Source organism: Brevibacillus thermoruber 423, assembly GCF_000454065.1.
Classification (GTDB): domain Bacteria; phylum Bacillota; class Bacilli; order Brevibacillales; family Brevibacillaceae; genus Brevibacillus; species Brevibacillus thermoruber.
Map to the genome: position 1 here is coordinate 401,416 of NZ_KE695650.1, position 12,370 is coordinate 413,785.

Genomic DNA, 12,370 nt, shown 5'->3' on the forward strand with positions numbered 1-12,370 from the left:
TCCGGTCGTGTATACTAGAGGAGAGGTGAAAAGCCAATGAAACTGCTGTTTATCGGCGACATCATGGGTGCGCCCGGGCGGGACATCGTGAAGGCGTATCTGCCGCTGCTCAAGCGAAAATACCAGCCGACCTTTCTGGTCGCCAACGGGGAGAATGCCGCCCACGGCAGGGGCATTACCGAGAAGATTGCCAAGGAGCTGTTTGAAGGCGGCGTTCAGGCGATCACCCTCGGCAACCATGCCTGGGACAACAAGGAAATCTATGAGTTTATCGACAGCGAACCCCGTCTGATCCGCCCCGCCAACTTTCCCGCAGGTGCTCCGGGACAAGGGATTACATACATCAAACAGCCCGAAGGCGAACTGGCCGTGATCAACCTGCAGGGCCGTTCCTTTTTGCCGCCGCTGGAGTGTCCGTTCCAGACGGCCGACAAACTGGTGGAACAGGCACGCAAGCGGACCAAATACATATTTGTCGACTTCCACGCCGAAGCCACCTCCGAGAAGCAGGCGCTCGCCTGGTATCTGGACGGCCGCGTCAGCGCGGTGGTGGGGACACACACGCATGTGCAGACCGCCGATGAGCGCGTCCTTCCCCAAGGCACCGGCTTCTTGTGCGACGTAGGCATGTGCGGTCCGATGAACGGCATCCTCGGGATGGAACGGGAAGCGGTCATCCGCAAGTTTCTCACCCAACTGCCCGTTCGCTTCGAAGTGGCGGGAGAACCGGCCCAGTTGAATGCCGTGCTGATCACGTTGGACAAGGCGACCGGCCACGCGAAAAAACTGGAGCGAATCAGAATTGACGACGACCACCCGTTTATGGAATAATAAGAACGAGATTTGAATTTTTCGAATCTTTGCTGCGCATAAGCAGGAATTTTTCGGGGTTATGCGAATATCATTCTAATAATGACAGGTATCCTATCAGACGGGAGGTTCAAAAGGATGGAAGTATTAAAAGTTTCAGCAAAGTCTAACCCCAACTCCGTTGCTGGTGCCCTTGCCGGTGTTCTGCGCGAACGCGGCGCCGCCGAGATCCAAGCCATCGGCGCTGGGGCGCTTAACCAAGCTGTGAAGGCAGTAGCTATCGCACGAGGATTCGTAGCGCCGAGTGGAGTTGACCTGATTTGCATTCCAGCCTTTACCGACATCGTGATTGATGGAGAAGAGCGCACAGCGATCAAGCTTATCGTAGAACCCAGATAAATCGATGTGGAATACGACTTGACCGGCCTGTTTGTTCGTTGAATGAACAGGTTTTTTTCGTTTGTGAAGGGACAAAAATCGAGAGCGCCTGCCGGTGCCCTCCGTCATGGGCCCTTCGATTCCAGAAAACAGAAACGGGGAGAAACGGATGTTCAAGATTTTTGATGCGCACTGCGACGTATTGTCCAAGCTGTGGCAGCAGCCGGAACTCGACTTTTACCGCGAAGACGAACGGCTGCAGGTAAGTTATCCCGAAATGGTGAAGGGAAACGTGGACATCCAGGTGATGGCCTGCTACGTTCCCAGCCATGTTCCCTACGGCCGCCGATTTCAGGCCGTGCTGGAGATGCTGGACCTGTTTCACGAACGCGTGGCCAGCGGCAAGATTCGCGCGATTCTCAGCCGCGCCGATTTGGATGCGTGCGTATTAAAGGAAGAAAAAGGGGCTATTCTGTTTGTAGAAGGCGCGCATGCCCTGGAGGAAAGCCTCGTGCAGCTAAGGACCTGGCACCGTCTGGGGCTGCGGGGGATGACGCTGACGTGGAACCACAGCAACGCGGTTGCGTCCGGATGCCATGAGCCGCATCCGGGGGGCCTGACCTTGTTCGGACGCAAGGTCGTCGAAGAGATGAACCGGCTGGGAATGATCATCGACGTGTCGCACGTGGCCGAGCCCGGCTTCTGGGACACGCTGGAACTGTCCAAGGCGCCGGTGATCGCTTCCCATTCCAACGTCAGACGGCTGTGCGACCATCCGCGCAACCTGACCGACGACCAGATCAAGGCGCTGATTGCCAACGGCGGCGTAATGGGACTGACGTTCGTCGACTTTTTCGTCACGGCGGAAAAGCGGACGGTCTGGATTGACGACCTGCTGCGCCACCTGGATCACGTCTGCGCCTTGGGCGGTGTGGATCACGTCGGGTTTGGCTCCGACTTTGACGGCATTACCGAGACGTTTGGCGACCTGACCCGGGCAGGAGACTACCACAACCTGGTGGAGGCGCTCCTGAAGCGCTACAAAGAGGCGGATGTAAAGAAATTTGTGCGTGAAAACTGGTTGCGTGTTTTCCGAAACGTGCTACAATAATAAGCGAGAACATTAATGTACCAAGTTCATCGTTTTATTCAGATCAATACTAATTTGAGTAAAAGCACTTGCATTTTTGCATAGCTCGGACTACAATTGGTACAGTCTATGCACAATTTTGTCACATCTTATCGGAACCTGTCGGGTAAGGTGGGGCAGCTTTTTCTCACAGTCACTGAAGGGGTGGAATCTGAATGATTAGTCAACTTTCCTGGAAAGTTGGAGGACAGCAAGGGGAGGGTATCGAGAGTACCGGTGAAATCTTCTCGATGGCGATGAACCGGATGGGATACCATCTGTACAGCTATCGCCACTTCTCTTCCCGGATTAAGGGTGGACACACCAACAACAAGATTCGTGTGAGCACCAAACCGATGCGCGCCATTTCCGACGATTTGGACATCCTCGTCGCGTTCGACCAGGAGACGATCGACTTCAACGCGCACGAACTGCGCGAAGGCGGCATCATCATCGCGGACGCGAAATTCAATCCGAAACTGCCGGAAGGTTTGAAAGCGGTTCGCTTTTTGACGGTTCCGCTGACGGAAATTGCCGACGAGCTGGGAACGTCCCTGATGAAGAACATGGTGTCCATTGGTGCGTCTGCCGCAATCCTCGGCATTCCGGTGGAAAGCTTCCGCAACATTGTTGAAGACATGTTCCTCCGCAAAGGCGAAAAAGTGGTGGAAAAGAACATGGAAGCCATTCGCCGCGGATTTGACTACGTCAACGAACTGACGGGTGGACAACTCCCTGAATTCCAACTGGAGAAGGCTGACGGTCAAAAGCAGCTCTTCATGATCGGCAACGATGCGATCGCACTTGGCGCACTGGCAGCGGGTTGTCGTTTCATGCCGGCTTACCCGATCACCCCGGCTTCCGAGATTATGGAATATCTCATCAAAAAACTGCCGAAGTTTGGCGGTACCGTTATCCAGACCGAAGACGAAATCGCGGCCATCACCATGGCGATCGGCGCCAACTACGGCGGCGTGCGCGCCATGACCGCTTCCGCCGGCCCGGGTCTGTCCCTGATGATGGAAGCAATCGGTCTTGCCGGTATCACTGAAACACCGGTTGTCATCGTGGACACCCAACGCGGCGGTCCGTCGACCGGTATGCCGACCAAACAAGAGCAATCCGACGTCAACGCCATGATCTACGGTACGCATGGCGATATTCCGAAAGTGGTTATCGCGCCGAGCACGGTGGAAGAGTGCTTCTACGACACCGCCGAGGCGTTCAATATCGCGGAAGAATTCCAACTGCCGGTTATCGTGTTGACCGACCTGACACTGTCGCTGGGCAAACAGACGGTAACGCCGTTTGACTACAGCAAGGTGGAAATCCGCCGCGGCAAGCTGCTGGCTGGACAAGAACTGCCGCCGAAAGAGCAAAACGACTTGTTCAAGCGCTACGAAGTGACCGAAGATGGCGTTTCTCCGCGCGTGCTGCCGGGTCAAAAATACGGCCTGCACCACGTGACAGGGGTCGAGCACGATCAAACCGGTCGTCCGTCCGAAAACGCCGCAAACCGCGTGCAGCAAATGGATAAACGGATGCGCAAGCTGGACGGCGTGCTGAAATCCTTCAAAAACCCGATCACCTTTGACTCTCCTCATGAAGAAGCCGATGTGCTGATCGTGGGCATCAACTCCACCATTGGCACGATCCAGGAAGCGAAAGGTCGTCTGGAACAAGAAGGCGTAAAAGTGAACCACGCACAAATCCGCCTGATCCATCCGTTCCCGGCCGAACTGCTGAAGCCGTACGTGGAAAAAGCAAAACAAGTAATCGTGGTGGAACACAACGCGCAGGCGCAGGTGGCCAACCTGATCAAACTGCACGTTGGACACGCAGAAAAAATCAAATCCGTGCTGAAATACGACGGAAACCCGTTCTTGCCGAAGGAAATCTATACCGAAGTTAAGGGGCTGATTAAACATGGCGACTATGAAAGAGTTTCGCAATAACGTAAAGCCGAACTGGTGCCCGGGCTGTGGTGACTTCTCCGTACAGGCGGCCATTCAACGCGCCGCTGCCAACGTAGGCCTGGAACCGGAACAACTGGCGGTCGTTTCGGGTATTGGATGCTCCGGTCGTATTTCCGGCTACATTAACTGCTACGGATTCCACGGCGTACACGGCCGCGCCCTGCCGATCGCGCAAGGGCTGAAAATGGCAAACCGCGAACTGACGGTCATTGCCGCCGGCGGTGACGGCGACGGTTTCGCCATCGGGATGGGCCACACGGTTCACGCCATTCGCCGCAACATGGACATCACCTACATCGTGATGGACAACCAAATCTACGGTCTGACCAAAGGGCAAACCTCTCCGCGTTCCGCGACCGGTTTTGTGACCAAGTCCACACCGGCCGGTTCCATCGAGTCGGCGATCTCGCCGGTTGAGCTGGCGCTGTCCGTGGGCGCGACGTTTGTTGCCCAATCCTTCTCCAGCGACCTGAAAGGCTTGACCGAACTGATCGAGATGGGGATCAAGCACAAAGGCTTCTCCCTGATCAACGTGTTCAGCCCGTGTGTCACCTACAACAAGGTGAACACTTACGACTGGTTCAAGGAAAACATCGTACCGGTGGAAACCATCGAAGGGTACGATCCGCATGACCGCATCAAGGCCATGTCCTACTCCATGCAGTACAAAGGCCTGATCACCGGTCTGATCTACCAAAACACCGAACAAAAATCTTACGAGCAGCTGGTTCCGGGCTTCAAGGAAGAAGCGCTGGCCAACCAAGACCTCCGCATCTCCGACGAAGACTTCGCCAAACTGGTTGCGGAATTTGCGTAAGCAGCACAAACGAAAGCGAAAAACCTCTCCCGCGCGGAGAGGTTTTTTTGTCGGGGATGTTGTCCATGCGCGGCCCGGCAGCGTTCAGATGGAGCGGTTCCACACCTGGCGGATAAACAGCATGAACAAAAACAGCACGACAAGCTGGCCGAACAGCGGATAGAGGAAGCGCAAAAGCGGCCCGAATCCGATGAAGCTGACGGCGTAGCAGACGAGCAGAATGCCGAACACCACTACCGGTCTTCGCAGGCGGGTCGCCTTTTTCAACTGTTCCGACAAGCCGAAGACATTGGCGGCCAGCGTCGAAAAAATCTCGGCGTACACCAGCAGGGAAAAGAGAAACGGAATCCCCTTGCCCACGCTCTGCAGGAGGGCGATCATCGGCATGTCCGCTTCGCCGATTCCCGGCATTCCCACCGACAGGGAGGCGTACGCCAACAGCAAGAGGATGCCGATGCCTGTTCCTCCCAAAATGCCTCCCCAAATCAGCGGCCGTTCGCTCTCGCTCTGCCTGCCGATCGGCACCAACACCGCTTGTGTCAGCGACACGTTTAAGGCAACATAGTAGAGAGGAGAGCTGAGCCAGACCCACGGACGGATGCTCTCCACCTGCGGGCCGCTGTCGTTCCACGGCTGCGTGTACAGAAACACGAGAAAGGTGAAGCCGATCAGCAGGGGAACGAAGAGACTGTTGACCGAGTGAATGGCAAACAATCCTTTTCGCGCCACGAGAAAGATCATCAGCATGCTGAGCCAGATGCCCACCTGCGGCGACAGGCGGAACGATTCCCAGAAGATCGCTCCCGTGGCGGCCAGCATGACGGACGTGGTGCCGAACAGGACGGTAAGCAGGAGTGTGTTGAACAAGGTGCCGATGGGCCGTCCGAACAAGTAGGTGCTCACGTCCTGATACGAGTCGGCCTGAATCCGGTAGGCCACCACCATGATGCGCACCCCCGCCCACACGAACAGCAGCGAGGCGAGCAAAATGCCGATGAAGCCCTGCGTGCCGTACCGGACAAAAAATTCCACGATCTCTTTTCCCGAGGCAAAACCGGCGCCCACCACCGTACCGATATACGTAAAGGCGATTTGCAGTGCGGCTTTCCATGATTGCTGCATGTCAAACCTCCTGTCCCACTTAGTTCATCCTATGAAAGGAAGCGATGTGAATATGCTGGTTACCGTGTTGGGCTTTCAGTCGCCGTATCCGGGTCCCGGCGGCGCCACCCCCGGGTATCTGGTACAAACCGATCACTCCACCCTGCTGCTCGACTGCGGCAGCGGCGTGCTGGCCAAGTTGGGAGAGATGCTCCCGATTTACAAGCTGGATGCGCTCCTGGTGTCCCATTTTCATCACGATCATGTGGCCGATGTCGGGGTTCTGCAGTACGGATTGATGGTCCATCAACTGTCTGGCGAGCGCTCGCCCGATCAGCCGCTGCCGATCTACGCGCCGGGACAGCCGGCGGAAAAAGCGGCAGGGCTCACCTACCGGGAAGCGACCCGCCTGGTTCCCGTAGACGAGAGTTCGCATGTGACGGTGGGGGACGTGCGGATCAGCTTTCTGCGCACGGACCACGGAAATGGGGACCCCTGCTATGCCATGCGGCTGGAAGCAGGAGGAAAAACGCTGGTATACGGGGCCGACAGCGGACCGGAGACGCCGTGGGATCCGTTTGCCCGGCAGGCCGATCTGTTTATTTGCGAGGGAACTTTCCTGGAGCGTAACAAGCCGGCGCAGCCCAACGGTCACCTCTCCGTGCGGCAGGCGGCGCAGGTGGCGGAAACGCTGGCCTGCCGGTCGCTGTTGATTACCCATCTGTTTCCTGCATACACGGAGGAGGAAGTGCGGGCGGAAGCAGATGCGTACCGGACGGGTACGTGTCACATCGCCCGGTTCGGCCTGCAAATCCGGCTCTAATGCAAGACGAGAGGAGTGATTGGCGTTGTTCCCCAATGTATTGGAGGTAGCACGAAAATTGATTCGCGAACGCGTCGGCGAGGGAGAGACGGTCATCGACGCGACGATGGGAAACGGCAACGACACCCTGTTCCTCGCCCAACTGGTCGGGGAAACGGGGAGAGTCATCGCCTACGACATTCAGCCGCTCGCCATGGAAAAGACCCGGCAGCGCCTGGAGCGGGAAGGAGTGCTGCAGCGGGTTCAGCTTCAACTGGCCAGCCACGAGGAGATGGCCAACCTGGATGTTTCCGCGGGGGCGATCATGTTCAACCTCGGGTACCTGCCCGGCGGTGACAAGGAAATCACGACGCAGGCGGCCAGCACGGTCCGGGCGATTGAAGCGGGGCTAAAGATCCTGCGGCCGGGCGGGATCATGACCGTGATGATTTACTGGGGCCACCCTGCCGGCCAGGTGGAAAAAGAGGCGGTGGAGGCGTACTGCCAGACGCTCAGTCAGTTGGATTATCTGGTGTTGAAGTACCAGTACATCAACCAGCAGAACCAGGCGCCGTTCCTGCTGGCGATTGAGCGGCGGCCGGTTACCTAGAAGCGCGTCATTGCGTTTCCCGGGCAAGCGCAGAATGCGACAGCGGTGACGACGCGCGAAAAATCGTGTCGCCCGGCTGTCGGACGGGTGCGCCCCACCGGCTCCATTCCCCTGTGTTGTGCTTCGGATGAGCAAAAATAGGCACGCGCTTGCCGCGTGTGATTCATATCAATAGGATGAGGAATGGCAGCAAGGGGGATAACCGTGGACCGAGTTGGCATCATGTTGGATTGGGCTGTCATGCAGAGCGGTATCAGAGGCGACAAGTCTTACGAACGTCTTCCCTATTACGTGGAGATTGGAAAGGAACTGGGAATGGAGCCGGTCTTTTTTCATCCGCGCCATGTGCGGTCCGGCGGACAGATGGTGCTGGGCCACTTTTGGAACGGAAGCCGATTGGTTCCCCGGCTGGTGAAGGTGCCGAGGGTGATCCACAACCGCGTGCTGACCGGAGACGGCCGGGCCCGGGCCACGATCCGCCGGCTGAGCAGGACGCGCACCGTGTTTAACGGTCTGGTGGTGAGGGACAAATGGAAGGTGCACCAGATGCTGTGGAAAAATCGGGCCATCCGCGCCTATTTGCCGCATACGGTTCCGTTCACGCCAGAGAAGCTCCAGACCTTTTTGGACCGGTACCGGACGGTGTACGTCAAACCGACGATCGGTTCGGTGGGGATTGGCGTTGTCCGCATTGAACGGCACGGAGACGCCTACAGGTTCATCGCTTCCAGACGAAAGAGAACCTTTTCCCGCAAGAGGCTGATAGCGGAAGCGGCCAGGTGGGTGGGAAACAGGCGGTTTTTGGTTCAGCAGGGGGTTCCGCTTGCCCGCTACCAAGGCAAGACGTTTGACATCCGCGTGTCGGTGCAGAAGAACGGAGAACGGGAGTGGACGGTAAGCGGGCTGGTGGCCAAAGTGGCCAACCGGGCAAACAAATTGAGCAATCTGGCTCGCGGCGGACGTGCCGTCCCCTTGTCGCAGGCCCTGGAGCCGCTGTTCACCGCCGAGCAGCAGAAAGAGGTGGTCGAGCGGATTAAACAGGCGGCTGTCGAGATTGCCAGACAGTATCAACACCACTTTCCGTCGCTGGCCGATCTGGGAATGGACATGGGCATCGACAGGCAGGGCCACCCGTACCTGATTGAGGTAAACGTGCGGGATCAGCGGTATTCGTTTTACAAAGCGGGAGAGCTGGCCATGTTCAAGCAGACCTACCGCCATCCGATGGAATACGCCCGCTCCCTGCTTGCCGAGAAGGGGAGGGGCAGGCGGACACGTCCGCAAAGCAAGCAGACCTGGGCCGGAGTGGGCTAGGTCTGCTTTTTCATGCGCAGAGGCGGAAATCATCCGCTTTTCTTTTTATGTACGGTCGGTGGATTGGTTTTCCGCCGCGGGGTAGGGGAGGTTGCGGAAGTGGCGGTAGAGGACTGCGAGGATCGACCTGCGGGTCAGGATGCCCTGGAAGATGCCGTTTTCGTCCTCGATGCAGATAAACGGATGATTGATGGACATCTCCAACGCCTTGAGAAACGCATCCGACTCTTTCATGCGGGGGACTTTGGTGTTCATGACTTCATCGACGGTATGTTCGGACAGCTTTTCGTATTCAAATCGTTCGAGTCCCAATATCTTGTTGACGATCATTGTGGTGCTGATCTGGCCGTGCAGCCGGTAGGAGTGGTCCAGTACGGGTACGGCGGAATATCCGGTTTTGGTAAGCACAAGCAGCGCGTGTTCCAGCGAGTTGCCCAACTGCACGTGGGCCACCTTGGTCGAAGCGATGACCAGTTCGTTGATTTTGGTGTGCAGCAATTGCCCATCCTGCTTCAAACAATCCACCACCTTTTTTCGTCTCTGACGGCACGGCAGTACCGCCCGTGGTTCACTTCTATGATACCGTATGGGTGGAGCGTACGGTAGCCCCGCACAAAAAAAGCCCGGCGGAATGCCGAGCAATCGATCGAGGTGGGGAACAAGTCGTCCCTGTTCGTAGTATGAACGATGGACGCGTGCCTTACACGGGGCGTTTGCTGGATAGACGTGTAACCTTTTGCCTGGTTCCATCGTATTACCAGTGGACCCCTTTTGTATGCAAGGAGTTGGATACCCATGCGTAAACCCATCTGGGGTGCGGTCGCCTTGATGATGCTGGTTTTGGCCGGACTTGGGCTGTTGGCCGGCCGGCTGCTGATCAAGCCGGCCGGCCACTCGGAGCAGGCATCGGGCGCGTCGGCTGTCCCCGCGTGGATGGTGGAGGACATGCGCGAACGGCTGGACGCCTCGCTCCGCTCCCGCGTGATGCCGGAACGAGTGCATGTCATGACGCTGCCGCCGGATACACAGGACCAGCCGGCTTCTCTCCCCGCCGATCTGGCCGGTTCTGTCACGCTGGACGGTGAGAAAGGCTTGTTCGTCGTGTACGCCAGCGGGGAGGGAGGCTATCGGGCCGCCTACAGCAAGGCGGAGCCCCTCTTCAGTCTCCAGTACGCAGGCGGCGGATACCTGGTGGTGACGACGGTGAAACCGGCGAGCGGCGGTCAGGAGCGCGTGCTGTACGTCCTGCGGAAAACGGCGTCCGGCTATCGGGAAGTGTGGAGCGGCATGGCCCACCGGCATAAACAGGGAGAGACGACGGAACTGCTGGACGGAACCGTTCAAATTGACCCCATGCGCCACACGATGATCTATTTTCGTCTGGAGCGCACGCTTGACCAAACCGGCCTCTCCCGGATGGAAAAAAGCTCTTACGAACTCTTGCGCTACAATGAGCGGACACACCGTTTCGAAAAGTGACGCCAATCGAAAGCGCCTCTCCTCGTGAGGCGCTTTTTTCGCTGTGTAAAGCATGAAGGGTGATCAGCCGGGCAAACGCCAGTCGGGCCGAATCAGTTCGTCCGCCGTGAAAGCGAACAACCCCAACCGTTCGGCGAGATGGTGCTGGGATTCGTCCATCAGTGATTCCGGCACGGCAAACGGGGCGGGGCTGATCGGCCACTCCCTGCGGATGGCGGCCAGCAGGCGTTCCTTGACGTCTGGGACGGTAACGGCGCGGCCGGTCAAACCGGCGATGCTGCCCACGGTGCTCCCGTCGATGAAGGGAATCGGACGGTGTTTGTCCATGTCGACGAGGCCGGCTTCCGCGTAAAAGCGTTCCATCCACGCGCCGCGCGGCTGTTCCTCGACGTTGATGCACAACTGCAGGATGGACCCGAAGCGGGTGCGCCGTTGCGCCATGCCGCCGATTTTTTTGCCGCGAATCGAGAAGTCGTATTCGCCCGCGCAGTAGGAACCGGTCACCTCGCCAAACTGCATGTCGCCGTACTCGCGCAATCCCACGTGCAGCATCTGGGCGACAAATCGGAAAAAAGCGTCGATCGCAATCGACGTGTCGGGCAGCAGACAGGCGAGGTTGAGCACGCCCGCGTCCAGCGGCACACAGGCTCCTCCGGACGAGCGCAGGACGCAGCCGAAGCCCTCCTGACCAAACCGGCGCAGCGCCTGTTCCAGCCGCGGCAGCTTGGCGTCGCGGCGCCCCAGGTAAAGCGCTTTGTCGTACACCCAGAGATGGATGACGGGTTGGGCGTCTTCCCGGTTCATGCCGGCGGCCAGCGCTTCGTCGCGGATCAGCGGCTCCAGCGGACTGTCCCGATAGACACCGGAATCCATCCAACGGAACGGCTGAGTAACGGAAAATGTCATAAAAAACTCCTTCCCCGGTCAAGAATCGCTACCATTATACAACTGAACCTTGTTCATTTCTAGTGATCCGCCCCGCGGCATGTTTGCCGGGAAAGAAAAAAGACCGCTTCCCGTCAGGGGGCCGTTATCCGGCCGTCCTGCCGACGGAAGCGGTGTCTGTTTCGTTAGGGCTGTGCTTTAAAGGAGAAGTTATCCAGATAGGTGATGCTGCGCGGCGCGTCTTTGGTCGCGTTTCTTTGCAGATACAGCCCCAGCTTGGTGCCCTCCGGCTTCACTTTTTGCTGACCGAAGAGGAACTGGTCGTTCATGTAGATGGAAACGCTGTCGCCATTGACGACCACTTTCAGCCGGTTGCTCGCCTTCAGCTTGTAGGAACCGGACGCGATTACGTCGAGATCGTCGTCCTTGGCGTCTTCCACGCGGGCGAGCGTGACGCGGTCCTTTTTGACGAAGACGACATGGGCTTTGCCGTCCTTGCCGTTGAAGTACACGCCGCCCAGCCCTTCCGAGCCGCTCACGTTGACGTCGACGGTCAATTCGTAGCGGTTCGTGTTTTTGTCTTCATCCCAGAGCAGCGGCAGGAAATAGTGATCCAGGTTGCTGTCGGTGGAAATGGCGGTCACCTGCTTGTTGACGACTCCCCAGGTACCGACCGCTTTGCCGGTGTCCCAGTTTTTCAGTTCGGCATCGGAGAAGCTGTCGCTTACACTGCGCGGCAGCTCCGGTTTATCCGGGGTGGGGAAGACCACTTTGGTCTCGTCGTCGTCCCGGTCCAGCAGCGCGCGGTACAGGAGCGAGGCGGCTTCGGCGCGGGTGATCGGATCTTGCGGACGGAACTCGTTGTTGTAGCCCTTCATCAGATCGGTCTGGATCGCGATGGCGATGTACGGGCGGAGATTGGGGGAAATTCGCTCATCGTCGCGGAAACGCTTCAACACATCCAGGTCCGCCTTGTTCGTGCGGTCGTAACCGAGCAGGCGAACCAGCGCCACGGCGATGTCTTCCCGGACGGCGTACTGGTCAGGCTTGTAGTAGTAGCGGGGGGCGG

13 protein-coding genes are annotated in these 12,370 nt (G+C 58.0%); 9 read left to right on the top strand and 4 right to left on the bottom strand.

Going from position 1 to position 12,370, the window contains the following annotated elements:
* Positions 1–36: 36 nt before the first annotated feature.
* The 5 genes from M516_RS0110190 to M516_RS0110210 all read left to right on the top strand — a co-directional run bounded on the left by M516_RS0110190 (position 37) and on the right by M516_RS0110210 (position 5,110).
* Positions 37–831, top strand: coding sequence for a TIGR00282 family metallophosphoesterase (locus M516_RS0110190; protein ID WP_029099035.1), 795 nt, complete (start codon positions 37–39; stop codon positions 829–831).
* Positions 832–948: 117 nt separating this feature from the next.
* Positions 949–1,209 (top strand): stage V sporulation protein SpoVS, encoded by a 261-nt coding sequence (spoVS, locus tag M516_RS0110195; protein WP_003385776.1) that lies wholly within the window; start codon positions 949–951, stop codon positions 1,207–1,209.
* 148 nt (positions 1,210–1,357) lie between these two features.
* Positions 1,358–2,299: a dipeptidase gene (locus tag M516_RS0110200; RefSeq protein WP_029099036.1), complete on the top strand. Its 942-nt coding sequence runs from the start codon at positions 1,358–1,360 to the stop codon at positions 2,297–2,299.
* 194 nt (positions 2,300–2,493) lie between these two features.
* On the top strand, positions 2,494–4,272 hold the full coding sequence (locus M516_RS0110205) for a 2-oxoacid:acceptor oxidoreductase subunit alpha (RefSeq protein WP_029099037.1): 1,779 nt from the start codon (positions 2,494–2,496) through the stop codon (positions 4,270–4,272).
* A complete protein-coding gene (locus tag M516_RS0110210; RefSeq protein ID WP_029099038.1) occupies positions 4,244–5,110 on the top strand; it encodes a 2-oxoacid:ferredoxin oxidoreductase subunit beta in 867 nt (288 codons plus the stop codon). Before M516_RS0110205 ends, M516_RS0110210 begins: the two co-directional genes overlap by 29 nt.
* Before the next feature lie 84 nt (positions 5,111–5,194).
* Here M516_RS0110210 and M516_RS0110215 read toward each other — a convergent pair whose 3' ends face one another.
* The gene (locus tag M516_RS0110215) at positions 5,195–6,232 is read right to left on the bottom strand and encodes a YkvI family membrane protein (protein ID WP_029099039.1); all 1,038 of its coding nucleotides are present in this window, start codon (positions 6,230–6,232) and stop codon (positions 5,195–5,197) included.
* A 52-nt stretch (positions 6,233–6,284) separates the two neighbouring features.
* Between M516_RS0110215 and M516_RS0110220 the strand changes: the two genes are divergently transcribed.
* From M516_RS0110220 to M516_RS23245, 3 genes are all read left to right on the top strand, one after another.
* Positions 6,285–7,034: an MBL fold metallo-hydrolase gene (locus tag M516_RS0110220; RefSeq protein WP_029099040.1), complete on the top strand. Its 750-nt coding sequence runs from the start codon at positions 6,285–6,287 to the stop codon at positions 7,032–7,034.
* Positions 7,035–7,059: 25 nt separating this feature from the next.
* Positions 7,060–7,623, top strand: coding sequence for a tRNA 5-(aminomethyl)-2-thiouridylate-methyltransferase MnmM (gene mnmM / locus M516_RS0110225; RefSeq protein ID WP_035289418.1), 564 nt, complete (start codon positions 7,060–7,062; stop codon positions 7,621–7,623).
* Positions 7,624–7,827: 204 nt separating this feature from the next.
* The gene (locus M516_RS23245; protein WP_051188180.1) at positions 7,828–8,937 is read left to right on the top strand and encodes a YheC/YheD family endospore coat-associated protein; all 1,110 of its coding nucleotides are present in this window, start codon (positions 7,828–7,830) and stop codon (positions 8,935–8,937) included.
* 45 nt (positions 8,938–8,982) lie between these two features.
* Here the strand turns inward: M516_RS23245 and cbpB are convergent, their stop codons facing one another.
* Positions 8,983–9,453: a cyclic-di-AMP-binding protein CbpB gene (cbpB, locus tag M516_RS0110235; protein ID WP_029099042.1), complete on the bottom strand. Its 471-nt coding sequence runs from the start codon at positions 9,451–9,453 to the stop codon at positions 8,983–8,985.
* Between the two features lie 279 nt (positions 9,454–9,732).
* On the opposite strand from cbpB, the gene M516_RS0110240 reads away from it, so the two are divergent.
* Positions 9,733–10,416 (top strand): hypothetical protein, encoded by a 684-nt coding sequence (locus tag M516_RS0110240; protein WP_029099043.1) that lies wholly within the window; start codon positions 9,733–9,735, stop codon positions 10,414–10,416.
* 63 nt (positions 10,417–10,479) lie between these two features.
* Here M516_RS0110240 and M516_RS0110245 read toward each other — a convergent pair whose 3' ends face one another.
* The gene (locus tag M516_RS0110245; RefSeq protein WP_029099044.1) at positions 10,480–11,322 is read right to left on the bottom strand and encodes a lipoate--protein ligase family protein; all 843 of its coding nucleotides are present in this window, start codon (positions 11,320–11,322) and stop codon (positions 10,480–10,482) included.
* A 164-nt stretch (positions 11,323–11,486) separates the two neighbouring features.
* A partial coding sequence (locus tag M516_RS23250) for an S-layer homology domain-containing protein (RefSeq protein ID WP_238550959.1) occupies positions 11,487–12,370 on the bottom strand: 884 nt, incomplete at its 5' end.

What these genes read in the sequence shown, in the direction of transcription:
- M516_RS0110190 (WP_029099035.1), top strand. Translation starts at nt 37, where the DNA reads ATGAAACTGCTGTTTATCGGCGACATCATGGGTGCGCCCGGGCGGGAC.
- spoVS (WP_003385776.1), top strand. Translation starts at nt 949, where the DNA reads ATGGAAGTATTAAAAGTTTCAGCAAAGTCTAACCCCAACTCCGTTGCT.
- M516_RS0110200 (WP_029099036.1), top strand. Translation starts at nt 1,358, where the DNA reads ATGTTCAAGATTTTTGATGCGCACTGCGACGTATTGTCCAAGCTGTGG.
- M516_RS0110205 (WP_029099037.1), top strand. Translation starts at nt 2,494, where the DNA reads ATGATTAGTCAACTTTCCTGGAAAGTTGGAGGACAGCAAGGGGAGGGT.
- M516_RS0110210 (WP_029099038.1), top strand. Translation starts at nt 4,244, where the DNA reads ATGGCGACTATGAAAGAGTTTCGCAATAACGTAAAGCCGAACTGGTGC.
- M516_RS0110215 (WP_029099039.1), bottom strand. Translation starts at nt 6,232, where the DNA reads ATGCAGCAATCATGGAAAGCCGCACTGCAAATCGCCTTTACGTATATC.
- M516_RS0110220 (WP_029099040.1), top strand. Translation starts at nt 6,285, where the DNA reads ATGCTGGTTACCGTGTTGGGCTTTCAGTCGCCGTATCCGGGTCCCGGC.
- M516_RS0110240 (WP_029099043.1), top strand. Translation starts at nt 9,733, where the DNA reads ATGCGTAAACCCATCTGGGGTGCGGTCGCCTTGATGATGCTGGTTTTG.
- M516_RS0110245 (WP_029099044.1), bottom strand. Translation starts at nt 11,322, where the DNA reads ATGACATTTTCCGTTACTCAGCCGTTCCGTTGGATGGATTCCGGTGTC.